This window comes from Rhizobium sp. R635, assembly GCF_002211285.1.
Lineage (GTDB): Bacteria > Pseudomonadota > Alphaproteobacteria > Rhizobiales > Rhizobiaceae > Rhizobium.
This window is the reverse complement of the sequence record NZ_LOKX01000003.1, coordinates 48,421-73,370: the sequence shown is the minus strand read 5'-3', so window position 1 is coordinate 73,370 and position 24,950 is coordinate 48,421. Positions and strand designations below refer to the sequence as shown.

The 24,950-nt window shown below is 61.9% G+C and carries 25 protein-coding genes and 1 pseudogene; 11 read left to right on the top strand and 15 right to left on the bottom strand.

Annotated elements, in window-relative coordinates; all coding sequences use genetic code 11:
* Nucleotides 1-65 precede the first annotated feature (65 nt).
* The 4 genes from ATY78_RS04290 to ATY78_RS04275 form a co-directional block, all read right to left on the bottom strand.
* Complete coding sequence (locus ATY78_RS04290) at nucleotides 66-482, bottom strand: organic hydroperoxide resistance protein (protein ID WP_088681108.1); 417 nt, start codon at nucleotides 480-482, stop codon at nucleotides 66-68.
* Between the two features lie 191 nt (nucleotides 483-673).
* Entirely contained in the window at nucleotides 674-1,996 is a 1,323-nt protein-coding gene (locus tag ATY78_RS04285; protein ID WP_088681107.1) for a HAMP domain-containing sensor histidine kinase, read from the bottom strand.
* Nucleotides 1,993-2,733 (bottom strand): response regulator, encoded by a 741-nt coding sequence (locus ATY78_RS04280; RefSeq protein ID WP_088681106.1) that lies wholly within the window; start codon nucleotides 2,731-2,733, stop codon nucleotides 1,993-1,995. The genes ATY78_RS04285 and ATY78_RS04280 overlap by 4 nt, the downstream gene beginning before the upstream one ends.
* A 170-nt stretch (nucleotides 2,734-2,903) precedes the next feature.
* Nucleotides 2,904-3,956, bottom strand: coding sequence for an alpha/beta hydrolase (locus tag ATY78_RS04275; RefSeq protein WP_088681105.1), 1,053 nt, complete (start codon nucleotides 3,954-3,956; stop codon nucleotides 2,904-2,906).
* A gap of 332 nt (nucleotides 3,957-4,288) precedes the next feature.
* Between ATY78_RS04275 and ATY78_RS04270 the strand changes: the two are divergent.
* Nucleotides 4,289-5,596, top strand: a pseudogene (locus ATY78_RS04270) (cytochrome c biogenesis protein DipZ); the annotation flags it as partial.
* A 172-nt stretch (nucleotides 5,597-5,768) separates the two neighbouring features.
* On the opposite strand, the gene ATY78_RS04265 reads toward ATY78_RS04270, so the two are convergent.
* The gene (locus tag ATY78_RS04265) at nucleotides 5,769-7,937 is read right to left on the bottom strand and encodes an OmpA family protein (RefSeq protein ID WP_088681104.1); all 2,169 of its coding nucleotides are present in this window, start codon (nucleotides 7,935-7,937) and stop codon (nucleotides 5,769-5,771) included.
* A 332-nt stretch (nucleotides 7,938-8,269) separates the two neighbouring features.
* On the opposite strand from ATY78_RS04265, the gene ATY78_RS04260 reads away from it, so the two are divergent.
* The 4 genes from ATY78_RS04260 (at nucleotide 8,270) to ATY78_RS04245 (ending at nucleotide 11,234) form a co-directional block, all read left to right on the top strand.
* Nucleotides 8,270-9,043, top strand: a complete 774-nt coding sequence (locus tag ATY78_RS04260; RefSeq protein WP_088681103.1) for a transporter substrate-binding domain-containing protein — start codon at nucleotides 8,270-8,272, stop codon at nucleotides 9,041-9,043.
* A gap of 113 nt (nucleotides 9,044-9,156) precedes the next feature.
* The gene (locus ATY78_RS04255) at nucleotides 9,157-9,963 is read left to right on the top strand and encodes an ABC transporter permease (RefSeq protein WP_088681102.1); all 807 of its coding nucleotides are present in this window, start codon (nucleotides 9,157-9,159) and stop codon (nucleotides 9,961-9,963) included.
* Nucleotides 9,960-10,790, top strand: coding sequence for an ABC transporter permease (locus ATY78_RS04250; RefSeq protein ID WP_088681101.1), 831 nt, complete (start codon nucleotides 9,960-9,962; stop codon nucleotides 10,788-10,790). Before ATY78_RS04255 ends, ATY78_RS04250 begins: the two co-directional genes overlap by 4 nt.
* Nucleotides 10,791-10,967: 177 nt before the next feature.
* Nucleotides 10,968-11,234, top strand: a complete 267-nt coding sequence (locus tag ATY78_RS04245) for an usg protein (RefSeq protein ID WP_088681100.1) — start codon at nucleotides 10,968-10,970, stop codon at nucleotides 11,232-11,234.
* Here the strand turns inward: ATY78_RS04245 and ATY78_RS04240 are convergent, their stop codons facing one another.
* A complete protein-coding gene (locus ATY78_RS04240; RefSeq protein WP_088681099.1) occupies nucleotides 11,235-11,960 on the bottom strand; it encodes a DUF2270 domain-containing protein in 726 nt (241 codons plus the stop codon).
* Between the two features lie 114 nt (nucleotides 11,961-12,074).
* On the opposite strand from ATY78_RS04240, the gene ATY78_RS04235 reads away from it, so the two are divergent.
* The 4 genes from ATY78_RS04235 to ATY78_RS04220 all read left to right on the top strand — a co-directional run bounded on the left by ATY78_RS04235 (nucleotide 12,075) and on the right by ATY78_RS04220 (nucleotide 14,493).
* Nucleotides 12,075-12,893, top strand: a complete 819-nt coding sequence (locus ATY78_RS04235) for a methyltransferase (RefSeq protein WP_088681098.1) — start codon at nucleotides 12,075-12,077, stop codon at nucleotides 12,891-12,893.
* A 102-nt stretch (nucleotides 12,894-12,995) separates the two neighbouring features.
* On the top strand, nucleotides 12,996-13,682 hold the full coding sequence (locus ATY78_RS04230) for a glutathione S-transferase family protein (RefSeq protein WP_088681097.1): 687 nt from the start codon (nucleotides 12,996-12,998) through the stop codon (nucleotides 13,680-13,682).
* Nucleotides 13,679-14,020 carry a metalloregulator ArsR/SmtB family transcription factor gene (locus ATY78_RS04225; RefSeq protein WP_088681096.1) on the top strand — a complete coding sequence of 114 codons (342 nt, stop codon included), beginning with the start codon at nucleotides 13,679-13,681 and terminating at the stop codon, nucleotides 14,018-14,020. Before ATY78_RS04230 ends, ATY78_RS04225 begins: the two co-directional genes overlap by 4 nt.
* Nucleotides 14,017-14,493, top strand: a complete 477-nt coding sequence (locus ATY78_RS04220; RefSeq protein ID WP_088681095.1) for an SRPBCC family protein — start codon at nucleotides 14,017-14,019, stop codon at nucleotides 14,491-14,493. Before ATY78_RS04225 ends, ATY78_RS04220 begins: the two co-directional genes overlap by 4 nt.
* A gap of 11 nt (nucleotides 14,494-14,504) precedes the next feature.
* On the opposite strand, the gene ATY78_RS04215 is transcribed toward ATY78_RS04220, so the two are convergent.
* The 9 genes from ATY78_RS04215 to ATY78_RS04175 form a co-directional block, all read right to left on the bottom strand.
* Nucleotides 14,505-14,957, bottom strand: a complete 453-nt coding sequence (locus tag ATY78_RS04215; RefSeq protein WP_088681094.1) for a DUF1801 domain-containing protein — start codon at nucleotides 14,955-14,957, stop codon at nucleotides 14,505-14,507.
* A 35-nt stretch (nucleotides 14,958-14,992) separates the two neighbouring features.
* The gene (locus ATY78_RS04210; protein ID WP_088681093.1) at nucleotides 14,993-15,463 is read right to left on the bottom strand and encodes a DUF1801 domain-containing protein; all 471 of its coding nucleotides are present in this window, start codon (nucleotides 15,461-15,463) and stop codon (nucleotides 14,993-14,995) included.
* A gap of 11 nt (nucleotides 15,464-15,474) precedes the next feature.
* The gene (locus tag ATY78_RS04205) at nucleotides 15,475-15,696 is read right to left on the bottom strand and encodes a hypothetical protein (protein ID WP_088681092.1); all 222 of its coding nucleotides are present in this window, start codon (nucleotides 15,694-15,696) and stop codon (nucleotides 15,475-15,477) included.
* A 49-nt stretch (nucleotides 15,697-15,745) separates the two neighbouring features.
* Nucleotides 15,746-16,156, bottom strand: coding sequence for an SRPBCC domain-containing protein (locus ATY78_RS04200; RefSeq protein WP_088681091.1), 411 nt, complete (start codon nucleotides 16,154-16,156; stop codon nucleotides 15,746-15,748).
* Entirely contained in the window at nucleotides 16,153-16,476 is a 324-nt protein-coding gene (locus ATY78_RS04195; protein ID WP_088681090.1) for a metalloregulator ArsR/SmtB family transcription factor, read from the bottom strand. The genes ATY78_RS04200 and ATY78_RS04195 overlap by 4 nt, the downstream gene beginning before the upstream one ends.
* A gap of 193 nt (nucleotides 16,477-16,669) precedes the next feature.
* A complete protein-coding gene (locus ATY78_RS04190) occupies nucleotides 16,670-19,444 on the bottom strand; it encodes a hypothetical protein (RefSeq protein WP_088681089.1) in 2,775 nt (924 codons plus the stop codon).
* Between the two features lie 4 nt (nucleotides 19,445-19,448).
* Nucleotides 19,449-21,131: a molecular chaperone HscC gene (locus tag ATY78_RS04185; protein WP_088681088.1), complete on the bottom strand. Its 1,683-nt coding sequence runs from the start codon at nucleotides 21,129-21,131 to the stop codon at nucleotides 19,449-19,451.
* Between the two features lie 293 nt (nucleotides 21,132-21,424).
* Nucleotides 21,425-22,600 carry an FMNH2-dependent alkanesulfonate monooxygenase gene (ssuD, locus tag ATY78_RS04180; RefSeq protein WP_088681087.1) on the bottom strand — a complete coding sequence of 392 codons (1,176 nt, stop codon included), beginning with the start codon at nucleotides 22,598-22,600 and terminating at the stop codon, nucleotides 21,425-21,427.
* Between the two features lie 243 nt (nucleotides 22,601-22,843).
* Nucleotides 22,844-23,215 carry a hypothetical protein gene (locus ATY78_RS04175; protein ID WP_088681086.1) on the bottom strand — a complete coding sequence of 124 codons (372 nt, stop codon included), beginning with the start codon at nucleotides 23,213-23,215 and terminating at the stop codon, nucleotides 22,844-22,846.
* Between the two features lie 162 nt (nucleotides 23,216-23,377).
* On the opposite strand from ATY78_RS04175, the gene ATY78_RS04170 reads away from it, so the two are divergent.
* Nucleotides 23,378-24,247, top strand: coding sequence for an NAD(P)-dependent oxidoreductase (locus tag ATY78_RS04170; RefSeq protein ID WP_088681085.1), 870 nt, complete (start codon nucleotides 23,378-23,380; stop codon nucleotides 24,245-24,247).
* Nucleotides 24,244-24,927, top strand: a complete 684-nt coding sequence (locus tag ATY78_RS04165) for a DNA alkylation repair protein (RefSeq protein ID WP_088681084.1) — start codon at nucleotides 24,244-24,246, stop codon at nucleotides 24,925-24,927. Before ATY78_RS04170 ends, ATY78_RS04165 begins: the two co-directional genes overlap by 4 nt.
* Nucleotides 24,928-24,950: the final 23 nt, after the last annotated feature.

Here is a 24,950-nt window from a genome sequence, read left to right as displayed (position 1 = left end):
TCCTCCATTGGCGAGGCCGGCGGCCTCGCCCTTGTGGTTCTACCTTCGGCGAGCCGCCGCACCGGTCAGGCGACGATCAAGTCGACATCAATATTGCCGCGTGTCGCCTTCGAGTAAGGGCAGGTCTGATGAGCCTCCTCGATGATCGCCTTCGCGACATTGGCCTCGATCCCCGGCATGCTGACTTTCAGCCGGGCCTGCAGGAAATAACCGCCATCGCCCGTTCCGAGATCGACCTCCGCGTCGACGGCAAGGTCTGCCGGCAGCTTGACCTTCTGATTGGCGGCGGCAAAGCCGATCGCGCCGATGAAGCAGGCCGACCAGCCGGCGGCAAAAAGCTGTTCGGGATTGGTGCCGGCGCGGTTGCTGCCGGGAGGCGACAGCTTGATGCTCAGTTCCCCATCATCGCTGTGTGAAGCGCCTTCGCGCCCGCCTGTGGTGTGGGTCTTGCCGGTATAAAGAACCTTCTCGATCTTGGTCATGAAACACTCCTTTGTTGCGTCGCTTGCTGCAACTGGGCCGCATCATGCGGCTGGGTTGACGGAGTGTGGTTTGACCGGCGGATGTATCGACGATGTTTCTAAAATTCTCCGAAATGTCACAGAATGTAGCGCCGGCCATTCCGTACATCTTGCCTTACAAATACCATGCGGTTTTCTCGCACGACGGAATGTCACCGAATGGTGATTTCCGCAGCCAGCCCGCCGCCGGCCCGATTGTAGAGCCTCAGCGATCCGCCGATCTTGGCCGTCAGCTGCTGGGCGATCGCCAGCCCGAGGCCGGTGCCGCCGGTCTCCCGGTTGCGGGATTGTTCGAGCCGGAAGAATGGCTGCATGGCCGCTTCCAGCATGTCGTCCGGAATTCCAGGCCCGCGATCCATGACGGTGACGACGAAGGCATTATCTGCGCCGCGCTCGACGCTGATCTCGGCGGCGCCGGCAAACTTCAAGGCATTGTCTATGAAATTCGACAGGATGCGGCGAAGGGCGTGCGGCTTGGTGAAGGCGGCGCCCTCGACCAGCCCGATCACCGTGACGGCCTTTCCCGTGTCCTGATAGTCGTAGGCTATGCTGTCGATGAACGAGGCGAGATCGATGCGGGCGTTCTTCTCCCCGCTGCCGTGGGCGCTGCGCGCATAGGCTATGCCGTCCTGGACGAGACGTTGGATCTCGGCGAGATCATGCACCAGCTTGTCCTTCTCGGGCGACTCGTCCGCCATGTCGGCGCGCAGCCGCATTCGGGTGATCGGCGTCTGCAGGTCGTGCGAGATCGCCGCCAATATCTGGACCCGCTCTTCGAGATAGTGGGCGATTCGCTCCCGCATCGCATTGAATGCCCTTGCCGCATGCGCGACCTCGCTCGGCCCGGCCTCGCTCAAACCGGGACCGTTCTTATCGGGATCGAGCGCATCGGCAGCGGCGGCAAGTTCGCCGAGCGGCCGGATCGCCTGGCGAACCGCAAACCAGGTGCAGAGAATGAGCAGCGCCATCTGGATCGCGAAGACATAGGGCAGCCATGCGGCGATCGGCATGACGCCCTTCGGCGTCACGTCGATCGTCAGGGGCGTTCCGTCGCTCAGCGCCAGGTGCGCCTGCAGCCGGTTCACCTCACCTGGAATACGTTCGATGCGGATCGGAAAGCGATGCCCGACGGCCGCCTCGATCTTTCCGGCGATCTCCCTGCCCTTGCCGGACGTGTCAGGTACACCAGCCAGGCCGGGCCCGAGCTCGAAACGGTAGTTGCCGCGGCTCAGCCAGTCCAGAAGGCCGCCGCGCTCCCCTGGCGGAAGCCGGTCGAGAACGGCAATCGAGGTTGCGACGTCGTTCTCCAGCGTGCCGAGCATCACCGCCTTGGCCGACATGTAGCGCTCCATGTAGAGAACGCTGAAGGAGAGCCCGTAAGCCAGGGCCAGACCGATAAACAGAATGAGAAAGATCCGCGATCGCAGCGTGCTCGGCCACATCAGGCCCGACAGGATGGGAATACCGGCTTTCATCGGCGCGGCTCCGAAATTTCGACCGGAACCGAGAAGACATAACCTTCGCTGCGCACCGTCTTGATGTAGCTCGGCTCGCGAGCATCGTCCCCCAGGCGCTGCCGCAGACGGCTGACGAGAAGATCGATCGAGCGATCGAAGAGCTCTGCATCGCGCCCCTGCGTCAGGCTCAGAAGCTGGTCGCGGTTGAGCACACGCTGCGGATGGTCGATGAAGACACGGAGCAGACGGTATTCGGCGCCGCTCAGCGCAATCGCGGTCCCCTCCTTGTCGAGAAGGTGACGCGCGACCGTATCGAGTCGCCAGTCGCCGAAGGTCAGCAATTGTCCGGCTTCGCTGATCTGCAGGTTCGGCGGCAGCATGCGCGTGCGCCGCAGCACCGCCTTGATGCGGGCGAGAAGCTCGCGTGCGGCGAAAGGCTTGGCGAGATAGTCGTCGGCGCCCATCTCCAGCCCGAGAATCCTGTCCATCTCGTCGGTACGGGCCGTCAGCATCAGGATCGGGATCGCCTTGTGCCGGCCGGCGCGCAATTCGCGGCACAGCACCAGCCCGTCATCGCCGGGCATCATCACGTCGAGCACGATCAGGTCGACGGCATTGGCTTCCAGAAAACTGCGCATCTGACGCCCATCCGCGGCAACGCTGGCCCTCAGGCCGTTCTTCTGCAGATAGCCCGAGACCAGCTCGCGGATTTCACGATCGTCGTCGACGACCAGGATGTGATCGACATGATCCATATTTGCCTATTCCTCAACGATCGAGGCCACGCCACCGCTTCGTTCGCATCGAGGCGCCGGACGCGACCTACGCATATTCCGCCGGCCCGGGCAACGAGCCTCGAGAGCACGATGCCGAAAAGTGTGAGCGGTTTTCGGACGACATCACGCTCTAACTGTTATAGCACCGATCAGAAGCGATCGACGTCGATGACCGCCTGGGCAAAGGCCTGCGGCGCCTCCTGCGGCAGGTTATGGCCGATGCCGCCGCCGATCGTGCGATGCTCGTATTTGCCGGAGAATTTTCCGGCATAGGCGGAAGGCTCCGGATGCGGCGCACCGTTTGCATCGCCTTCCATGGTGATCGTCGGCACCGAAATCATCGGCAGCGCGGCGAGCTTCCTCTCATAGGCATCGTACTTCGCCTCGCCTTCGGCAAGCCCCAGGCGCCAGCGGTAATTGTGGATGACGATCTCGACGTGGTCGGGATTGTCGAAGGCGGCAGCGGACCGGTCGAATGTCGCATCGTCGAAATTCCACTTCGGCGATGCCGTCTGCCAGATCAGCTTTGCGAAATCGTGCGTGTTGCTCTGATAGCCCAGGCGGCCGCGTTCGGTGGCGAAATAGAACTGATACCACCAGGCAAGTTCGGCCTTCGGCGGCAGCGGCTTCTGGTTGGCCTCCTGGCTGCCGATCAGGTAGCCGCTGACCGATACCATCGCCTTGCAGCGCTCCGGCCAGAGCGCGGCCATGATGTTGGCGGTCCGCCCGCCCCAGTCGTAACCGGCAATGACAGCCTTTTCGATCTTGAGCGCGTCCATCAGGGCGATCATATCGGCGGCAAGCGCCGAAGGCTGGCCGTTGCGCGGGGTCTTGTCATCGAGGAACCGTGTCGTGCCGTAGCCGCGCAGATAAGGCACGATCACCCTGTAGCCGGCAGAGGCAAGCAGCGGCGCGACATCGACGAAGCTATAGATGTCATAAGGCCAGCCGTGCAGCAGCAGCACGACCGGACCATCCGCCTTCCCCGCCTCGGCATAACCGATATCGAGCACATCGGTTTTGACCTGCTTCAGCGCTTCGAACGAGGTGTTGGTTCCGGCCGTCACGTCAGGCAGCCCTGCGCTGGACGACTGCGGCTGTTGGGCTGCGGCCGCGCCGGCCACGCCGAATTCGACGGCTGCAAGCGCGATTGCCGTCATGCCGAAGAAGCGGCGGCGGTGATGGTTGATTTGCTCTGACATCGGTCTCTCCTGTCGAATGGATCACGGCGTTCAGATGACGTCCGGCTTGTATCGCCCATATGTCGCAGGCTGCGGTTTTTGAATGCGAATGTAACCTCCGCCCGCCGAGATACATTCCGATACAAACGCGCTGCCTCGACAGGGCATCCGGCCTCTCCGGATAAGGCCGTTTGTATTCTTTTGTATCGCCCGCACTCAGCGCAATAGTTCGGTACATTTTCCCGTCGAACCAGACACATCGGGGATACCTCCGCCCGGCTATTTCCCAGCCGTTGCTGGTTCAGGCCCATCGCCGTCCAGAGCCCGATCAATCGGTTTCAAAGGAAACGATGATGACACTTCTGATCATTGCCTATCTCGGAGGCGTGCTGACTATTCTCAGCCCCTGCATCCTTCCCATCCTCCCCTTCGTTTTCGCCCGCGCCGGACAGCCCTTCGGCAAGAGCACGCTGCCGATGCTGGCCGGCATGGCCGCCACTTTCGCGCTCGTCGCGACGCTTGCCGCGGTCGGCGGCAGTTGGGCCATCCGCGCCAATGAATATGGCCGCCTGGCCGCGATCGTCCTGCTCGGGCTCTTCGGAGCGAGCCTGCTGTCGCCGCGCTTCGCAAGCACGCTGGCCCGCCCGATCGTCGATGTCGGCAACAATCTTCTGAACGCCGGCGGTGGCGGACGCACCGCGCCGACGGTCAGGAGCGCGCTCATGCTTGGCGTCGCCACCGGCCTGCTCTGGGCGCCTTGCGCCGGGCCGATCCTCGGCCTCGTTCTGACGGGCGCCGCACTTCAGGGTGCCAGCCTTCAGACGAGCTTCCTACTGATGGCCTATGCCGCCGGCACTGCAACCTCGCTGGCCGTGGCCTTGCTCGTCGGCGGAAGGATATTCGCCGCCATGAAGCGCTCTCTCGGTCTCGGCGACCGTATTCGCCAGGTACTAGGCGCGGCTGTCCTGGCAGGCGTCGCCGTCATCGCGCTCGGCCTCGACACCAGCCTGCTGTCCCGCATCTCCTATGCCAGCACCGCGTCTCTGGAACAGGCCGTGCTCGACCGGCTGCATGCAAAGCCGGCCGGCGCATCTTCCGAGATGGCAAGCAAAGATGCGATCGTCGCCGCGGCCGATGCGAAGAAACCCTTCCGCAGCGACTTGCCGATCGAAGGTTATGCGCCTTCGCTCGACGGCGCCGTCGAATGGCTGAATTCCAAGCCGCTCACGTCAGAGCAGCTGCGCGGCAAGGTCGTTCTCGTCGATTTCTGGACCTATTCCTGCATCAACTGCATTCGCACCATCCCCTATGTCAGGGCCTGGGCGGAGAAATACGCCGATCAGGGTCTCGTCGTGATCGGCGTCCACGCCCCGGAATTCGCCTTCGAGAAGAAGATCGACAACGTCAGGAGCGCGGTCGGCGACTTCAAGATCGGCTACCCCGTCGCGGTCGACAATGATTACAAAATCTGGCGCGCCTTCGAGAACAGCTATTGGCCTGCCGCCTATCTGATCGATGCCAAAGGCCAGATCCGCTACCATCATTTCGGAGAAGGTAACTACGGCAGGACCGAAAAGGCCATTCAGGAGCTGCTGCGCGAAGCCGGCAGCGAAATGAAGGCAAGCGCGCCGGTCGCCCCCGACGCCAAGGGCGCGGAAGCAGCCGCAGATTTTAGGAAGCCCTGAGCGGCAAAGACCGCGTGAGTTCCGGGACATCAATCACGTTGCGGCACTGACTATTCCAGTCGGGAACGTAAGGACAGGCGCCGTCAGAAAGAACAAAAGCCAAGAACGGCTGGAAGGCCCCTCCCTATACAAGGGAGGGGCAAGATCATTACTGCTTGGCAGCGACCGGGCGAACCAGCGGCGTGACGCGGCGGATGGTGACGCGGCGGTTTTCCTGTTCCGGGCCTGATGTATTGACCTTCAGGTAGCGCTCACCATAGCCCTGCGTCGCCAGGTTCTCCGGCGCGATGCCGTAGACGTCGGAGAGCACGTTGGCGACCGACTCCGCCCGCTGGTCGGAGAGGATCAGGTTGCTCTGGTCGGAGCCGACGGCATCCGTATGGCCTTCGATCAGGAAGGTTTCGCTCGGATCCTTCTCCAGCACCTGGTTGATCGCGTCGGCCACCTTGCGCAGCGTGCGCGCCTGGGTCATCGGGATGTCGGCGCTGCCGGTCGCGAAGGTGATCGTATCGAGATCGATGCGGCGCACCTTATCGCGGATACGGGCGGAATACTTCACCTCGTCAAGCGAATAGACACGTTCCACCTGCTCGACGGGCGGCTCCCTCAGGAACTCGTAATAGTCCCGGTCCGGATCGCTGCTGGTGTCGATGATGTAGTCGTTGAGCGGCACGCGCAGCCGCATCGGCGGCAGATCGGCGCCCGGATCCTCGAAATAGTCGCGATCCGGATCCTCGTAGAGATCGGGCGAATAGTAGAGCACATATTCGCGCCCGCGGGCATCAACGCGCGACCGCTGGATGATGTCGCCGTAGCGGTTGCGGATCGTGACGATCCGATAGCCCTCCGGCCGTGTGATCGTCTCGCGGTAGCGATCGCCCGACAGCTCCTCATAGGTCGGCCGTTCGCCGTCGCGCAGGAACCGCCTGTCGTCGTCGCTGCGCACGATCACCTGATTGTTGTACTGGATGATCACGCGGTTGTCGTCGGTACGGTCGTCGATGCGCGCACCGTCAGGCCGGGCAAACTGCGGACGCGTGTCGAGCCTGGTGCCCCTCTCGCTGGTCACGGCCTCGAGCTTGATCGCCGGCGCTGCAGCGGCGGCAGGCGCCTGCGCATCGGCATCCGAGGTCGGCACCTTCACCTCCTGGCTTTCGGCGCGCAGCTTGTCGCGGTCGCGGCGACCCTCCCGCCCCTTGCTGCGGTCGGCATCCTTGTCGCTGTCGAGCACGGCTGCACCGTTCTCGACCGGCAGCACGACGGTCTCGGTGCTCTTGGCCGGATCTTCGGCGATCTTCTTGCGGCGCTCCAGCTCCTCGGGAGAAACCTTTTCCGGCGCCGGAATGGCCTGCTGCACCTGCTGTCCGCCGCTGGCATCCGGCAGCGGCTGGGCCGTGTCGGTGGAGGGCGCAGCCGGCGTTTTGCCGGCAGGCTGCTCGCCAGCGGGCTGTTCGGCGGCAGGCTTTGCGGCCGTGCCGTCCGCCGGCTTTTCGGCGGGCGCAGCTTCCGGAGCGGCGGCCTTGTCTTCGGTTGCCTTCTCCGCAGGTGCCGCGGCCTGGCCCTTTTTCGGCTTCGGTTCGGCAGGTGCTTCGGCTGTGGGTTTTGCCTCCGGCTTGGCTTCGGGCTTGGCCTGTTCCTCCGCCGGCGTCACCGCCTCGGGAGCGGCGGTCTCGGTCTTGGCCTTGCCCTTATCCCGGCCCTGAGCCTTGTCCTGACCTTTTTCCCGCTTGCCGCCTTCCGGCTTGGCCTCTGGCTGGGCCTGTTCCGTCTCAGGCTGAGCCTCCTTGGCGGCCGGCTGCTGCTCGGGCGCCGGCTGAGCCTCCGGCTCGGCTTGCTCGGTCTGCTGCTTCTTCGGCTTTCTCGGCTTTTCCTGCGTTACCGGCTGCTGCTCTTCCTGCTGCGGCTCGGCCTCCGGCTGGGCTGCCTGCTTGGCTTTCCGCTGCGGCTTGCTTTCGGGCGCTGGCTCCTCCTTCGGCGCTTCGGCCTTCGGCGGTTCCGGCTCTGCCTTCGGTTCGGGCGCAGGCGCCTCTTTCCGCTCGGCCTTCGGCTTCTCGGCGGGCGCTTCCTTCGGCTGCTCGGCGGCAGGCGCCTGTTCGGCCGGGGCTTCCTCCTTCTGCTTGCGCTTCTTCTTCAGGAGTTCCTCCTCGGAGGGCGCGTCCTGCGCCACTTCGAAGCTGCCCTGTTCGATTTGCCGCACGGTCGCAGCCTCGGTCACGGCTCCGCGTGCGGCCGCCATTGCCGACGCCGGCTGCAAAGCCAGCGTAAGGGAAAGCAGCGGAAAAGCCGCGCTCGCGAACAATCTTGATTTCATGCCCATCGGGTTTCCTCTATCCTGTTTGAGCTTCCTGAAGGCCGACAGGCCCTGGTTCCGCCCCTAGCGTCGCATTGAGGCGAAACGGCGAAATGGCTAAGCGCCAGACCGCCGATTTGTTCCGGTTCTAGGAAGCCGGGGATTAACCTCACATGAATGTCGCAGTCCGGCGCCGTTCATCTCGCCTGCGGTTTGCGCGGCAAATCGCGCGGGAATTTCTGTTGCATTTCCATGAAAAAAAGTCTGATTATCGCCGCAAGGCGGTGCCCCGTCACCGTTGAACAGCAGCCGTCAGCCAAGAGAAAAAAGCGCGACGGCTACCAACAGAGAGGATCCTCATGCATATCTCCACTCGTTTCTTCGCGGCAGCCTCGATCGCGGCGATGTCTCTCTTTGCCGGCTCGGCCATGGCCGATGGCGAGAAGTATGTGATCGGCACCGATTCGACCTATCCGCCCTTCGAATTCGTCGATGCCAGCGGCACCATCCAGGGCTTCGACATCGACATCACCAAGGCGCTCTGCGCTGAGATGAAGGCCGAATGCTCCTTCGTCAGCACCGATTGGGACGGCATCATCCCGGCGCTCAACGCCAAGAAGTTCGACATGATCGTCTCTTCCATGTCGATCACGCCCGAGCGCCTCAAGCTCGTCGACTTCTCCAACAAGTACTACAACACCCCTCCGGCCATTGCCGTGCCGAAGGATTCGAAGATCACCGACGTTGCCGGCCTCAAGGGCAAGGTGATCGGCGCGCAGACTTCCACGACGCATGCCAACTACGCCGAGAAGCACCTCGCCGACACCGAGCTGAAGCTCTATCCGACGGCTGACGAATACAAGCTCGACGTTTCCAGCGGCCGTGTCGACGCCGTTATCGACGACGTCGTCGTTCTCTCCGAATGGGTCAAATCCGACGCCGGCGCCTGCTGCAAGATCCTGACGACCCTGCCGGTCGACAAGGAAATCAACGGCGAAGGCGCAGGCATCGCCATCCGCAAGGGCGATCCGCTGAAGGAAAAGCTCAACACGGCGATCGCCGCGATCCGCGCCAGCGGCGAGTACAAGAAGATCCAGGACAAGTACTTCGATTTCGACGTTTACGGCGATTGAGAAATTCGGTATCTGGCCGATCAAGCGAATGGCGGAAGGCTTGCTCTTCCGCCATTTTTGTTTGACAAAGGTGGCAAGATCAAAACGGCAAAAGCCGTGAGGGGAATTCTCGCATGGGCGGATTGTTTTCCGCGCTGGGCTCCTTCTGGAGCGCACTTGTGCACATTTTCGATCCGCTCTGCGGACCCGCCGGCATCTTCACCTGGTTGGGTCAGTCGACGATCCTTGCCTGTGGCGACACCGGCTGGGGCGATGAGATCGCCCTCGGGCTCCAGGTCACCGTATCGGTGGCGATCGTCACCCTGCCGATCGGCCTCGCCATCGGCTTCCTCGTGGCGCTCGGCCAGCAGTCGGAGGAAAAGCCGCTACGGCTGGCCGCCGGCATCTACACGACGATCTTTCGCGGCCTGCCCGAGCTTCTGACGCTCTTCATCATCTATTACGGCATGCAGATGCTGATCCAGTCTCTGCTGGAATTTGCCGGCTATGTCGGACCGCCGATCGAGATTAACGCCTTCCTTGCCGGCGTCATCGCGCTGTCTGTCGTCTTTTCCGCCTATTGCTCGGAAGTGCTGCTTTCGGCCTTCCGCGCTATTCCCAAGGGCCAATATGAGGCCGGAGACGCGCTCGGCCTGCATCGCGGCCGCACGCTGCGCCTGATCGTTCTGCCGCAACTCGTGCGCATTGCGCTCCCCGGCCTGACGAATCTCTGGATGGTACTGCTGAAGGACACATCCTACGTCTCGATCATCAGCCTTTCCGATATCCTGCGCCAGACGAACGTCGCCGTGCGCGTGACCAAGGAACCCTTCTTCTTCTACGGCATCGCCTGCTGTCTCTATCTGGTGCTCGCCATCCTCTCCTCCTTCCTGCTCGTCTATGTCGAGCGCTGGGCCAAGCGTTCGGAGGTCCGTCGATGAGCTACGCTGAAACATTGATCCCGCCGCAGCCCGCGCCCCGTGCGCGGGCGAAGCCGATGACCGCCGCGCGCCTCGCCGGCTATGTCTTCGTCGCATTTTGGGCCTTGCTGGCCGCGCTGCTGATCTTCACCGTCATCAATGGCTGGGATCTCGAGAAGTTCACCCGATATGGACCGCGTTACCTGCACGGCCTCTGGGTGACGCTCAGTCTCGTTGCCATTTCGGTGGTCTGCGGCGCCGTTCTGTCGCTGCCGCTTGCCATGGCGCGCCTGTCGAAAAACAGGCTGCTGAACTGGCTTTCCTATGGCTATATCTATTTCTTCCGCGGCACGCCGCTGCTCGCCCAGCTCTTCCTGGTCTATTACGGCCTCGGCGTGTTCCGCCTTCAGCTGGAAGCTGCCGGCCTCTGGTGGTTCTTCCGCGACGCCTGGTATTGCGGCCTGCTCGCCATGACGATCAACACCGCGGCCTATCAGGCGGAAATCCTGCGCGGCGCCATCGAAAGCGTCCCGCACGGCCAGCGCGAAGCAGCGGCCGCCCTCGGCATCCACAAGATCATTGCCTTTCGCAAGATCATCCTGCCACAGGCCTTCATCGTCGCGCTTCGCCCCTACGGCAACGAGATCATTCTGCTGATCAAGGGCTCGGCGGTCGTTGCCATCATCACCGTGCTCGACCTGATGGGCGAAACCCGCTACGCCTTCTCCCGCACTTTCGACTATCAGACCTATCTCTGGGCGGCGATCTTCTACCTCACCATCGTCGAGGCGCTGCGCCATCTCTGGGCCTGGATCGAGCGCCGCCTGACCCGGCATCTGAAACGGTGATGCGCAGCACCCTGGCGCAGCTTGGCAGCACTCATCCCACGATGCTGCCAAGTTATTGAAATAAAAAAGAATATTTCCTCCGCGATACATCTGTTAAGCTTCCGTTAACCACTCGCATGTTTCCATTTCACCTAGCGCTAATAAAGCGCGAGTGGGAACGAGAAGAAGCTGAATACGATGCACAAGGACATGGAAAAGCAACTGCAGGGTTACGGCCTGACGACCGCCCAGATCCTCTACCACCTGCCGGACCACCCGGCGATCCTGCAGACTTACGTCTGGCAGGACTATGACCTCGCCCCCGATTTTCCCGAGATGCGCGGTTTCCTGAAATTCTGGCAGGAAAAACTCGACGGGCCTCTGCATTCGGTCCGCTACGTCCACCGCAAGCTGATCTCGGCAACCGAGTGGCGGGCGCTGAAGGGCGAGTTCATCCTGCACTGATCAGACATGCGCCTCGCCATGGCCGAATTCGCCTTCGTCCCGGTCCGGACGCAGGGCGAAACAGAGGACGCCGACGTAGAAGGTGACGACGATCGAAATGACCGCGAGGCCGGGAAGCGGCCCGAGCACGGCATTGTCGATGACATAAGTCCATGACTGCGCCTGCAGCGCCGGCGCGCCCTCCGTCTGCAGTTTCGGCGTCGAGATCTTCAGGCACCATGCAAGAAGCAGGATGAAATACATCCAGCCGTAATTGCGTTTGAGCCGCCGGTGCATCGCTTCCCCATAGCTGAGAAGAAAGCGGGGATGACGCAGGCTGTTGGCGATCACCGCGGCCCATTCGCTGCCGGCCTTAGCGTCCGGCGCCATGATCTGCGCGAAATAACAGCGCTCGATCTGCCGGATTCGGGCGCGGTAGATATCGAAGAAGCGGTAGCGCCGCGCCTCGATCATCAGAAGCAGCGTCACCAGCATCATGCCGAACAACAGCACGCCATGATGTGAGGTCGGCGTCGACAGCGACACCGAAAGCAGCGCCGCCACCACGGTGATCGCCCAGTTGGACGTCCGGTCGATGCGGTCGCGCCAGCTCGTCATCCGTCCGAGTTCGCCGCGGTAATAATGGCTGAGCGAATTGGTGATCTCGCCCGGCGTCGTGGGCAGCAGCAAGGGGCGCTCACCCTCTGCCTCGCTTGCCAGGGGCACCCTGTCTTGCTCCGCTTTCATGGCATTTCCTCCCGTCGTCTTCTTTTTGGCCATTCTGCGCCTGTCGCCACGCCATTGCAAAACATCGAAAGCCGTCCTAGAGCCATGCCTGAAAACAGAAGGACATGAACCGCTATGGCAAAGAAGATCGACGAAGAAGCCCTTGGCGAGGCCTATAACCGCGCACTGGCGCTGGAAAAGGCCGGCGATGTCGATGCGGCGGTGGCGGCCTATGAGGAAGTCCTGGCGATCGATCCCGACGACCATGGTGGCGCTGCCGTGCGCATCGCCGCGATGGGCCGCGGCGAAACCCCGGTCAAGGCGCCCGACGCCTATGTCGAAACCCTGTTCGACCAGCATGCCGAGGTCTTCGAGGACGTGCTCGTCGAGCAGCTCGGCTATCACGTGCCGATGCTGGTGCGCCAGCGCCTGCAGGCGCTCGATCTCGGGCCTTTCAAGCGGCTGCTCGATCTCGGCTGCGGCACCGGCCTCACCGGCGGCACGCTGCGCGACCTGTGCGAGGATATGACCGGCATCGACATATCGGAGAAAATGGTCGAGATCGCCCATGAAAAGGATCTCTACGAGACGCTTTTCGTCGCCGAGGTCGAGGATTTCCTCGACGACAATGACGAGGACGCCTTCGACCTCATCACCGCCACCGACGTGCTGCCCTATCTCGGCGCGCTCGAGCCGCTGTTCTTCGGCGCCGCCGAAAACCTGACGCCGGGCGGGCTGTTCATCTTTTCCTCCGAAACCCTGCCCGAGGAGATGCTTGCCGGCCGCGCCTATATGGTCGGCGCGCACCAGCGTTTCGCCCATGCCGATGCCTATGTCCGGGAACGCCTGACGGCGACCGGTTTCGAACTCGTCGAGATTTCGGATATCAACGTGCGCATGGAAGACGGTCAGCCGACACCCGGCCATCTGGTGATCGCTCGATACATCGGCTGAGGGAATAGTTGCGCGACTAGCGAAGTATTTGTTGCGCGACGCCCTCCGACCTGATAGTTAGTCGTTCGGTAAAGTGTTTTACCGAATAGGAAAGGTCGCCGCATGTCGCTCGTGTTCTATGGGCATCCGCTCGCTTCCTTCTGCCACAAGGTTCTGATCGCGCTTTATGAAAACGCGACGCCCTTCGAAAATCGTCTCGTCGATCTTTCCGACGAGGCCTCGCGCGCCGATCTCTTCCGCTTCTGGCCAATCGGCAAGATGCCGCTGCTGAGGGATGAGGCGCGTGACAGCACCATTCCCGAAACGACGATCATCATCGAATATCTCGATCACTATTATCCCGGCCCCGTCCCCCTGCTGCCGCTGGAGATCGACCGGGCGCTGCAAGTCCGCCTCTGGGACCGCTTCTTCGATCATTATGTCCAGACGCCGATGCAGACGCTCGTCAGCCATCGCCGGCGTCCCGAGGGCACGGCGGACGAGATAGAGATGGCCGCTTGCAGGGCGACGCTCGCGACTGCCTATGCGATGATCGAAAAGCAGCTGGGCGAAAGCCCCTGGATAACCGGCGAGGCTTTCACCATGGCCGATTGCGCCGCGGGACCCGCCCTCTTCTATGCTGAGACGCTGGTCCCGTTTTCTGAGGAACAGCCGAAACTTCGCGCCTATTACGACAGGCTGCTGGCGCGCCCGTCCTTCGCAAGGGCGCTGGAAGAGGCCCGCCCCTATTTCAAGTTCTATCCCTATCATGACAGGCTGCCCGCCCGCTTCCGGGATGCGGCGGGATGATCGACGGCCAGGCGGATCTCGACCGCATGTTTCACGCGCTTTCCGATCGCAGCCGCCGCGGCATGATCGACCGGCTCGGCCGCGGGCCCGCCTCCGTTACGGAGCTCGCCGCGCCGCTCGCCGTCGCCCTGCCGACCGTGATGAAGCACCTCCAGGTGCTGGAGGAGAGCGGCCTCGTGCTTTCGGAAAAATCCGGCCGGGTGCGGACCTATCGCCTGCAGCAGGATGCACTCGCCGCCGTCGAGCGCTGGGTGGAGCAGCGAAAGGCCCGCTGGACCGCCGCCTTCGACAGGCTGGACCAATTCCTCGCCGATGAAACGGAGACCCTTCCAGAATGACGACACGCTCTGCCGAACATACCACCTTCGTCATCGAGCGCCGCCTGAAGGCGCCCGTCGCCCGCGTCTTCCGCGCCTGGTCGATGCCGGAATCCAAACGGCAATGGTTTGCCTGCCACGGCGAATGGGTGCCGCTGGAATACGCTCTCGATTTCCGTCCTGGCGGCGCGGAGAGGAACTATGTCGCCGACACCGATGGCCTTCTGCACGCCTATGACGCCCATTACATCGATATCGTGCCCGATACCCGCATCGTCTATGCCTATGAGATGAAACTCGGGCAAACCCGCATCTCCGCCTCGCTCGCTACCGTCACCTTCAAGGCCACCCCCGGCGGCACCAGAATGGTCTTCACCGAGCAGGTGGTCTTCCTCGACGGCTACCCCGACAACGGCGCCCGTCTCCAGGGCACCAAGATCGGCCTCGACAATCTCACGCTCTTCTTGGAGCGCGAGACGAGCGCGATTCATTAACGCACCAAGCCTCAGCGGCTTGATTTCTTCCGCGAGCCTCCCGGCTTCACTGAGGTATTCAGCGCCGCGGCAGCGCTGACGAGCGCCTTCAACGCCTCTTCATCGATCTCGTCGCCCTCATGAAAATCAATGGCGCGCCGGGTATTGCCTTCGAGGCTGGAGTTGAAAAGACCTTTGGGATCCTCCAGCGAGGCTCCCTTGGCAAAGGTCAGCTTGACCACGCTCTTGTAGGTCTCTCCGGTGCAGATGATGCCGGCGCGCTCCCACACCGGAACCCCACGCCACTTCCACTCCTCGACCACTTCGGGCTCAGCCTGCTTGATGAACTCTCGGACCCGGGCGAGCATTTCGCCGCGCCAATCCTTGAGCTCCTCAATCCTCGCATCGATCAATTGCGAGGGAGAGGCTCCCCCGTTTTCGACGCCTGTATCGGTCTTTTTCACGGTTGCCGTCGCTTTCTTCATGTCTATCGCTCTCTCCTCACTCGGCATCGACAGCCTCACATCCGTTCGCCGGGCAATCGGCTCGCCTGCTCGACCCAGGAGGCGATCTGCGCCTCATCGAACGGGTCGTCCTCGCGAATGTCGAGGTAGCGCACCTCCTTCTGCTTGGATGCACCCGGCGGCAGGGGATGCAGAGACGCCCCCTTGAAGAAGGCCACTTTGATGTATTTCGTGAAGCAATGGATGCCGAGGAACCAGCCCTGCCCTTCCATGCCATAGAAGGGCGAGTTCCATTTGACCGCCTTGGAGACTTCGGGCACCGTGCGGGTGATGAGCGCATCGAGGCGGCGCCCGATGTCGCTCTTCCAGCCCGGCATGGCCGCGATATAGGCCTGCACGGGCGCTTCGCCATAGCCTTTGGGGATCTGCGGATTGCCGCCCGAAAGAAGGGTTGGCTCCGCGGCGGCCGGCTTGGCGACGGTCTTTTTCGTGACCTTTTCCGCAGCCTTCGACGTTCTGCCCGCCATAGCGTTTCCTCCTATTCGCCGGTGGAGCCCATGTCGCGCCGCTTCGCAGCATAAGGCAGCACGAACAAGGTTAGACCGGTCGCAAGAAGCAGGCAGAGCGGCAGCAGCGCCAAGAGCCCCACCCAGACGGCCGACCTCCCCTGCACCATGGCGATGATATTGGCTATGACCGCCAGCGTAAAGGCAATGGACAGCCAACGGTGGATCTGCCGAAACCAGTTGTTCCAGTTCAACGAAACCTCCTTCTCGAAGAGGCAGCACGGGCTGCCATCGGCTACGGCCTCACTCCACCCGCGCCAACACCTGCTCCAGCTTTTCGAAGAATTGCGGCCAGCCGCTCCTGGCGCCCCCGTAGGCCTGCCGCTGATCCGACCGGAAGCCCGTCTGTTCCATGCGCAGATGCGTGCCCGTGCCCGTCGGGGTGAGCGTCCAGGTGACGATGGTTTCCAAGCCATAGGCGCCCCAGGTGTAGGCGAGCGTCCTGTTTGGCTCGACCTCAAGAACCCGGCAGTCGACGGAGCCCCAATCGGCGTTGAAATTGAAGCGATGGTCGACGACCGGCTTGAAGTCGCTCCTCATCAGCCACTCCTGGATCAGGTGCGGCTGGGTCAGCGCCCGCCAGATCTTTTCCGTGGGAAAAGGCATCTCCCTTTCGATGATGACGGAGCGCGTCTCGGTCGATAAGTCGGTCATTGATCCATCCTCTTCAGCAAATCTTCGAGAGCATCGAAACGGCTCTGCCAGAAGCCCGCCATCTCACTGGTCCAGTCGACCAACGGCGCAAGCGCCCCAAGCTGCGCGCTGTAATGCGTCTGCCGCCCTTCATGGCGGTCGCGCACCAGGCCCGCCTGCTTCAGGAGCCCGAGATGTTTCGAAACGACCGGCTGCGAGACCCCGGCATGCGCCGTCAGCGCCCCGACCGTCTTTTCCCCTTCCCGGCACAACCGCTCGAAAAGCGCCCGCCGGGTGGGATCGGCAAGCGTTCTGAAAAGCACGTCATGAGCGTCAGACATCTGGAATTCATACCTCGTCAGCTATGAATTAACGTATAGCCAGCGGGGTATGGATGAGTCAAGCATGAACACGCAGTAAGAAAACAATAGCCGTCGCAGGAGAAGATCTCGACACATCGCATCCACGGACAACGTATACCCTATCGGCTATATTTAGCTGCAAAATCTCTCCGGCACCGCAACCGGACTGAGATCAATGGCTGCTCTCTTCCAACGCTGTAAGTGACGAATGCAAACCGTCCGTGCCGCCAATCACGCACCATTGAGAGGTTTCGCGCGCCAGCAGAAAGTCTGCATTGGCCCGTTTTTCGTCGCCTGCTGCCCGAAGCGCCTCGCCCCGGCGAACGTAAAACTCGTTGCATTGCTTCGCTTTCAGCGCCCGATCGTACTCCAGAATCGCGTTGCGATACTCCCGCTTGTTGAGGAACCAGTTCCCGAGCAGAAAATGGGCATGCGAGATCACTCGGTTACGGGTAAAGCTGTACATAGCCTCTTGCGGGACAACAAACTGGAGAACCTCTCCTATGGTGTTCGGTTCGGCCTCCGTCAAATGATCCAGTTCATCATCGATGGCGTCGAACTGGTCATCCACCCGGCCGGACGGTAATTCAACCCCGGACACTCTTCCAGTTAGGGAAGCCATGCGATAGCACGCAGGTTCCGCGAGCGCGAGCCGTCCCAGCCTCTGCCAAAGATCGGTATTCGACGAAATGGCGGCGTCAGCCGGATTTGCCAGGGATTGGGCGAACACCTCGCGCATATGCAATCGATCCGTTTCGCTGCTTGCGTCAAGGCATAGGCGGGCAATATCGAAATAGCTCGAGCGCGCCAGTGCCGCATCCATACGAGAAAGGGCTGGCAAGTGAATTTCGGGCGCCGGCCGGTCGCCTTGCTCTTTGGAATAACGTGCAACGATGGTTTCATTCTGACTGTCCGCCGCCAGAGGCGGGCCGTTTGCCGCGTCATCGCCGATAACAGGCGCTTCATGTTCGCCAGCGGGAACCAGAGAAGTCGAATCGAACGGCCGCAGTGGCCCAATGTCGTAAAGCCTGTCGGCGGGAACTGTCAGCAGCCAATGGAACTGACTGGCGAGCTGAACGTCCCCATCAACAAAATTGCCGATCGCGTTCGCCAGGAATTTGCCGATCAGCAACCTTCGCATTCCCTCCGGGAAGGCATCCAGATTTGGACCGTCGCTGCGCGGCGGAATGGCGGCCCATACTGCTGCAATGGTTTGTGGGTCCTCCGCAAGGTTAAGGGTCAGCCTCCAGGCTGCAAGCGATCGCTCGATCTGCATGCGCGTTTCCGGCGTTGCCACACGATATGCATCGGCAAGGACGCGCAGTTTACGTTCACGCTCCGCCCCAACCGTTGCGATAGTGGAGCCGACCAACACTGGTTCCGAGCCTCGCAGCCAGCTCCCGCCGAGCAGTTGATCCTTTCGGCTGTGCAATTCCGCCAGCCATCCGCGTCTTTTGGTATCACGCACCAGAACGTCGGCACCCTTGCCGCGGTCGCTGAAATTTGTCCGCTCGGACTCGATGACGAAGTCGACCAGATCGAAGAGCTTACTGTCGGACAACCGGTCGTCGCTCGCAACACCATCGAGCGCGGAGACAACGATCTCGGAAACGACGGTCTCGACCGGCTTGTCCAGATCGCCCCTAAGCTGCCAGAAGGTCGAGATTGCGATCGGTATCGAAACAAGCACCATCAAGGACACTAGAATCTCGGCCATGAATATGGGGCGCTCATACTCGCGCCATTTATTGCGCAACGCGTCCGGCCTTGGTTTCCTTGACCAGAACCCAAGACGGTCGGCATACATCACCCGCTGCAGCGCGGCTCCGACCGCCAGTCGGTTGAGAAAGAATGCCATAGCGGCGCGGCCGCCGAGCAAAACAGGAATGGCTGCCAGGGCACACAGCTGGGCGATGTCGCTGGTCAACGAGAAGCCGCCCATGGCAATCGCGGCGAGAACCACGAGAAAAAGGCCGCCCTGCCAGGCCAATCCGGCAGATACCAACCGCGTCGTCGGAATGAACAAGGTTTTGAGATCAATGCGGAATGGCCAGCGACCGCGGTCGACCGCTTCTTTGTGGAATTCGACCAATTCGGCCGTTTCCAAGGCGAAAAGCCGGTCTTCTGCCGGGAAGACCGGCAGACCCGTGCGTGCGTCCATATAGGCGGCCCGCCCGGCCGCTCGCCGTTGCAATACGCTACGTGCCGATTGAGCATGCGCCAGCCACGAGAAGTAAATCATCGCGGCCTCTTGGCCGCAAAGATGCACGAGGCTGGCCGGACGCTCCGCAAATCTGCATTGCTGCTCGATTGCTTCAACGACAGCGGAAATGCCACGCCCTTTGGCAAATTCCCTTACTGTTTCCAGCCCTTGAAGTCCGATTTGCGGAAGAATCGATGGAAACTGCCGGCCGACGGCTTCGAGAAAAAGCTCGTGACGTTGCAGGCTCATATCCGCAGCTAGATTGAACAGCTCAATCCACGGCTGCGCTTCGTACTGCGCCGGATCAGTTCCCCAGGGGCGCTCTTTTTCCCGAGCCACAATTTCGTCCAGGCGCCCAAAGACCAAACTGTCCCGTCCGTCGTCAATCGGCTCGATCTCCGGCGAAAATTCCGTAGGATTTGCGGCCGGTGTCTCGGACGGCGGCATTTCGCCCGGCTTTTCCAATGTCAGCTTTTCATCCGAGCCATCGGCGATATCGGCCCTTGTCAGCATCGCAAGGTCGGCACCCTCTTCCAGTTCCTCCCCGTCATCGACGGTCAACGCCGGCAACTCGGCTGACGTCGCCCAGTTGAGCGCGGCTTCCTTGGCCCCGACCAGCCGCTGGAATCCTTCCGGATCCTCGTCAGGCCTGAAATCGCGCAGGCGCCGGGCATAGGCGCGTCGAATGTCGTTCTCATCCTGCGTCGGTGCGATCTGCAGGAGCGTCCAGCAAGTTTCAGCCATGGGATCAAAGAATTCTGCGTTCGAATTGGCTCAATGTTTCGGCAAATGCGCGGCGCACGCTGTCGAGATCGTGATTTGCCTGATCGTTCAGCGCGGTTTCGAATTGCAGGAGAAGCTGCGCAATATGCTCCCGCACCGGCCCCAGCGATTCGACGTACAGCCGTTCGGCCCTTGCGATCAGCGAGCGATTTTCCAGCTGATCGCGTGGCGCCAGCTTGATGGATGCCAGCGCAGCAAAGCTCTTGTCGAGCTCCTGGTCGCTGAGATTCGACTGGTTGCGGAAGACTTTCCGTTCTACGTGCCCCGTCGAGATCACCTTTACTTCGACCTCGAGCGCGCCGTTGATGTCATAGGTGAAGCGAACACCGACGGACTCCCTGCCCGCCGGCCCCGGCGGGACCGATACATTGACGGTGCCGATCCGCACGTTCTGCGAGGGACGCATATGCTCGCCCTGCAGCACCTCGATATTGACTTGCGTCTGCATGTTGGACGCCGTCCAATAGATATTTTCCCGGCTGATCGGCACCACGGCATTACGTTCGATGATCGGGGACAGAATGGCGCCATCAGGCGCCCTGGGGTCGAGAACGGAGGTCCCCAGGGTGAAGGGGCATACATCCGTCATGATGATTTCATCGAGGGCACCGCGGCGATGCTTGAGTCCGGCCTGTACCGCCGCACCGATCGCAATTGCCTGGTCCGGCCGCGCATGGATCAGCGGAAAGCGGCCGAAAAGCCTGGTGACCAGATTGCGCACGAGAGGCATTCGGGTGGCGCCGCCGACGAGGACGATCTGATCGATCTTGGCGATATCGATGCGGGCATCGCGAACGGCGCTTTCGATCGGTATCCGCATCCGCCTCAGCAGCGGCGCTGCCGCCTCCTCGAATGCGGCGCGGCTGAGTTCACCCGCGCATTTCGTCTGGCCGAGCGAAAAATCATAGGCGGCCTCGGTCTTCTCGGTCAGGGCGAACTTGAGCGTTTCGGCCTCGCGCAACAGCCGTGCCTGCTCGGCCGGCACGAGCTTTTCTTCCTTCAGCTCATGCCGCTTCACCAGAAGATCGGCGATCACGTCACGAAAATCATCGCCGCCCAGCAGGGAGTCGCCGGCCGAAGCCCGGATTTCCATCACGTTCTCGTATTTATGCAGAAGCGATACGTCAAATGTTCCGCCACCGAGATCGAGGATCAGAAAACAGCCGTCTCCGGCCGCCTCCAGCCCATGCGCCAGCGCCGCAGCGGTGGGCTCGTTGATCAGCCGCTCTACTTTCAGGCCGGCCAGCCGCGCCGCATCGAGCGTCGCCTTGCGCTGCGGATCGTTGAAATATGCCGGTACGGAAATCACGGCCTCGACGATCTCTTCACCGATGCTGGCCTCGACATCGTTCTTGAGCGACTTTAGCACCAGCGCCGACAATTCCTCGGCCCGCCAGGTCTTGCCGGCCAGCTGCGCACCGTTGGCGCTTCCCATCCAGCGCTTGAAGGAGGCGACGGAGCGCTCGGGATGCGTGATCAACCGATCGGCCGCCGCTCGCCCCACCAGCAATACGCCATCATCGGCAACGCTGACTGCCGATGGCGTCAAGGTTTCTCCCAGCGCATTGGCGACGAGTTCTGCGCCCTTTTCAGACCAGACAGCGACCAATGAGTTGGAAGTACCAAGATCAATACCGATAATTGCCATGTAAACCTCGGAGATGAATTAAGCAGGCGCTTCACCCTGCCTTACGACCATCCATCTCGAAGGCCGATCATCGGCGGAAAGTTGGATGGACGGAGCCGGCACGAAAACGCGTTTCGAATAACAGGGGTGGCATCTTTATGCATCTCATAGTTGAACGAAATTGAAACATCTTTCAGAAAGCCGATAAAAATTTATAAGTGCGCTGAATACAGCGGCCAGAGCGCGATACGGCAAAAAATGCCGGAAGCCGCAAGCGGCTTCCGGCGAGATCATGCTCTGTGTCTTGTTGGAGCTCAGGAGCCCGAGACAACTTTCAGGTTGCCGCCATGGCTGCCGCCGGCGAAGATCTGCTTGCGGCCGAACTCGTTGTTGAAGGCCAGGCGCTGCTGTTCGCGGGTGATGCCGAGCTCGGGGAAAAGCAGTTCGGCGACACGATAGGCCTCTTCGAGGTGCGGATAGCCGGAACCGATTACCGTATCGATGCCGAGCTCCTGATATTCGCGAAGGCGGGCGGCCACCGTCTTCGGCGAACCCACAAGCGCGGTGCCTGCACCGGCTCGGACCAGGCCGACGCCGGCCCAGAGGTTCGGCGAGACCTCGAGCTTGTCGCGGCGCCCGCCGTGAAGGGCGGCCATGCGCTTCTGGCCGACCGAGTCGGACTCGTGGACGAAGCGCTCCTGCGCCTCGCGGATCGTATCGTCGTCGAGATGGCGGATCAGCCGCTCGGCCGCCTCCCACGCTTCCTCGTCGGTTTCGCGCACGATGAAGTGCAGGCGGATTCCGAAACTCACCTCGCGGCCGCGCTCGGCGGCCGCCTTGCGGACCTTGGCCACCTTCTCGGCCACCTGCGCCGGCGGCTCGCCCCAGGTCAGGTACTTGTCGACGCGGCCGACAGAGAAATCGATGCCGGCATCCGACGAGCCGCCGAAATAAAGCGGCGGGCGCGGGTTCTGCACCGAGGGAAAGCCGAGGCGCGCATTCGTCGCCTTGATATATTTGCCGTCGAAGCTCGCCGTGCCCTTGTCCAGCAGTTCCTCGAAAACGGTGAAAAACTCTTCGGCATGGGCATAGCGCTCGTCATGCTCGAGATGGATACCGTCGCCGGCCAGCTCGGCCGGGCTGCCGCCGACGACGATGTTGAGCAGCAGGCGGCCGTTGGAAATGCGGTCGAGCGTCGTCGCAAGACGCGCGTAATAGGCAGGCGATGCCGTGCCCGGGCGGATCGCCACCAGGAACTGCAGCTTCTCAGTCTTGGCGGCTAGTGCAGCTGCCGTCACGAAGGATTCCTCGCACGCAACCCCGGTCGGCAGCAGCACGCCGGAATAGCCGAGCCGATCGACGGCCTGCGCGATCTGGGTGAGATAACCGATCTCGGGAGCACGGTTGAGATCGGAGGAACCGAGATAGGTGCCGTCCCCCGACGTCGGGATGAACCAGAGAAAATTGATGGGATCGGAGGTGGCTGTCATGGAAAACGGTCCTTTGCTGCGAAATTCGGAAGATCGGCTCGCGGTAAGCCGAGCCAGCCTGCAATCGCAGAAATACTGACATAGACTACAGATTATATCGACAATATCAATTTGCCATTGTCGTTCGCTTCGCGGAATAATTTTTCGCGTTTGATGTCATGAAGGCTCTCCCATGCCGCCTTGCGCAAAATTGCCCGGAATCGCCATTGGACGGAATTCCCTGCGCCCTCTCGCCCTACCCCGCTACCTCTCCCGGCGTTCGGCGGCCAGCCGCTCACGAATGAAGGCGGGACCGCCGGCGAGACGTTGCGCAAGCAGGCTCGCCGGATCGACCATGCGCCAATAGGGCGTCACCATCGAAAGGGGCTCGCCCTTCTCCAGCGCGCCGAAGGACAGTTCGGCAATCGCACGCAAATGCCGCTGCACCGTCACCGGACAGCAGGCGTCCGCTCCGTATTGGGCAGCGAGACGGCGGCGCAGAACGCCGGCTTCGGTGAGGACACCCTCAGGCGCCGATCGAATCTGCTCCGCGACCATCTGCTGGGATGGAATAAGCATCGCCTGCGTGCCGCTGCGGCCTTTGCGTCGCGGCTCGATCGTCGGAATTTCGCTCATGTCACGTCCCGGGAACATTATGCTTCCGTTCCCATTTAGGGCTCGGCCGAATTGCGACCAGCCTCTATGCGCCGATCGCAAGTTAGTCCGTTTCACGGCTTTTCTGCTTTCTCCGTTTCGGTTAATCCTCAGGGCCACTCACTCAGGATAAGGATAGGACATATGGCAAAAGTCGCGTTCATCGGTCTCGGCGTCATGGGCTTTCCCATGGCAGGCCATCTGAAGACGAAGGGCGGCCACGATGTCACCGTCTACAACAGAACGGCCGAGAAAGCTGCCGCCTGGGCCGAGAAATTCTCCGGCAAATCCGCCTCTACGCCAGCCGAAGCGGCGGCCGGCGCCGACTTCGTCTTCGTCTGCGTTGGCAATGACGACGATCTCCGCTCGGTGACATCAGGCGAGAACGGCGCTCTGCACGGCATGAAGCCGGGTTCTGTGCTGATCGATAACACCACCGCCAGCGCCGAGGTCGCCCGCGAGCTTTATGCCGCGGCAAAGGAAAAGGGTGTCGATTTCATCGACGCTCCGGTCTCCGGCGGTCAGGCCGGCGCCGAAAACGGCGTCCTCACTGTCATGTGCGGCGGCGACGAAGCCGTCTTCGAACGCGCCCGCCCGGTGATCGACGCCTATGCCCGCATGGTCGGCCTGATGGGGCCGGCCGGCTCCGGCCAGCTCACCAAGATGGTCAACCAGATCTGCATCGCTGGCCTCGTCCAGGGACTTTCCGAAGCGCTGCATTTCGGCAAGCGCGCCGGCCTCGATATCGAAAAGGTCGTCGAGGTGATCTCCAAGGGCGCGGCCGGCTCCTGGCAGATGGAAAACCGCCACAAGACCATGAATGCCGGCAAATATGATTTCGGCTTCGCGGTCGACTGGATGCGGAAAGATCTCGGCATCGTGCTGACCGAAGCCCGCAGCAACGGTGCCAAGCTGCCGGTCACTGCCCTCGTCGACCAGTTCTATGGCGATGTCCAGGCGATGGGCGGCAATCGCTGGGATACGTCCTCGCTGCTCGCCCGCCTGGAAAAATGATCGGCCCCTCCTCCAGCGCAGCGGAATTGATCGCGCATCTCGAAACGCTGCGCTCGGAGGAGAATGTCGCCGCCATGGCGCGTTTCGGCATCGCCACCGGCCGCGCGCTGGGCATCTCCAACCCCGATCTTCGGGCGGTGGCCAGGCAGGCGAAGAAGGACCATGTCAGGGCTATGGCGCTCTGGCGAAGCGACATCCGCGAAGCCCGCCTGCTCGCCCTTTATACGGCCGAACCCAAACGGTTGACGAAGGAAGAGGCCCGAAATTGGGCCGATGATTTCAACTCCTGGGAAATCGTCGATTGCGCCGCCGATCTCTTCGTCGAGGCTCGGCTGGACGAACTCATTTCGGAATTCGCCGACGACGAGCGCGAATTCGTTCGCCGCACCGCCTTCGCCATGATCGCGGGGGCCGCCGTTCACCGGAAGAAGGAGCCCGATGCGGCCATCCTCGCCCTGATGCCGCTGATCGAGGCTCATTCGGCCGATGCCCGCAATTTCGTGCGCAAGGCGGTCAACTGGTCGCTGCGCAGCATCGGCAAGCGCAACCACGCCTGCCACGCGCCGGCGCTTGCGCTCGCGAAGGCCCTGGCGGAAAGCCCCGATAAAACCGCGCGCTGGATCGGCAAGGATGCCGTCCGGGAACTCACCGGTGAAAAGCTGCTGGCGCGGCTGAGATAGACAGAGGCTTCAATGCCGAAATC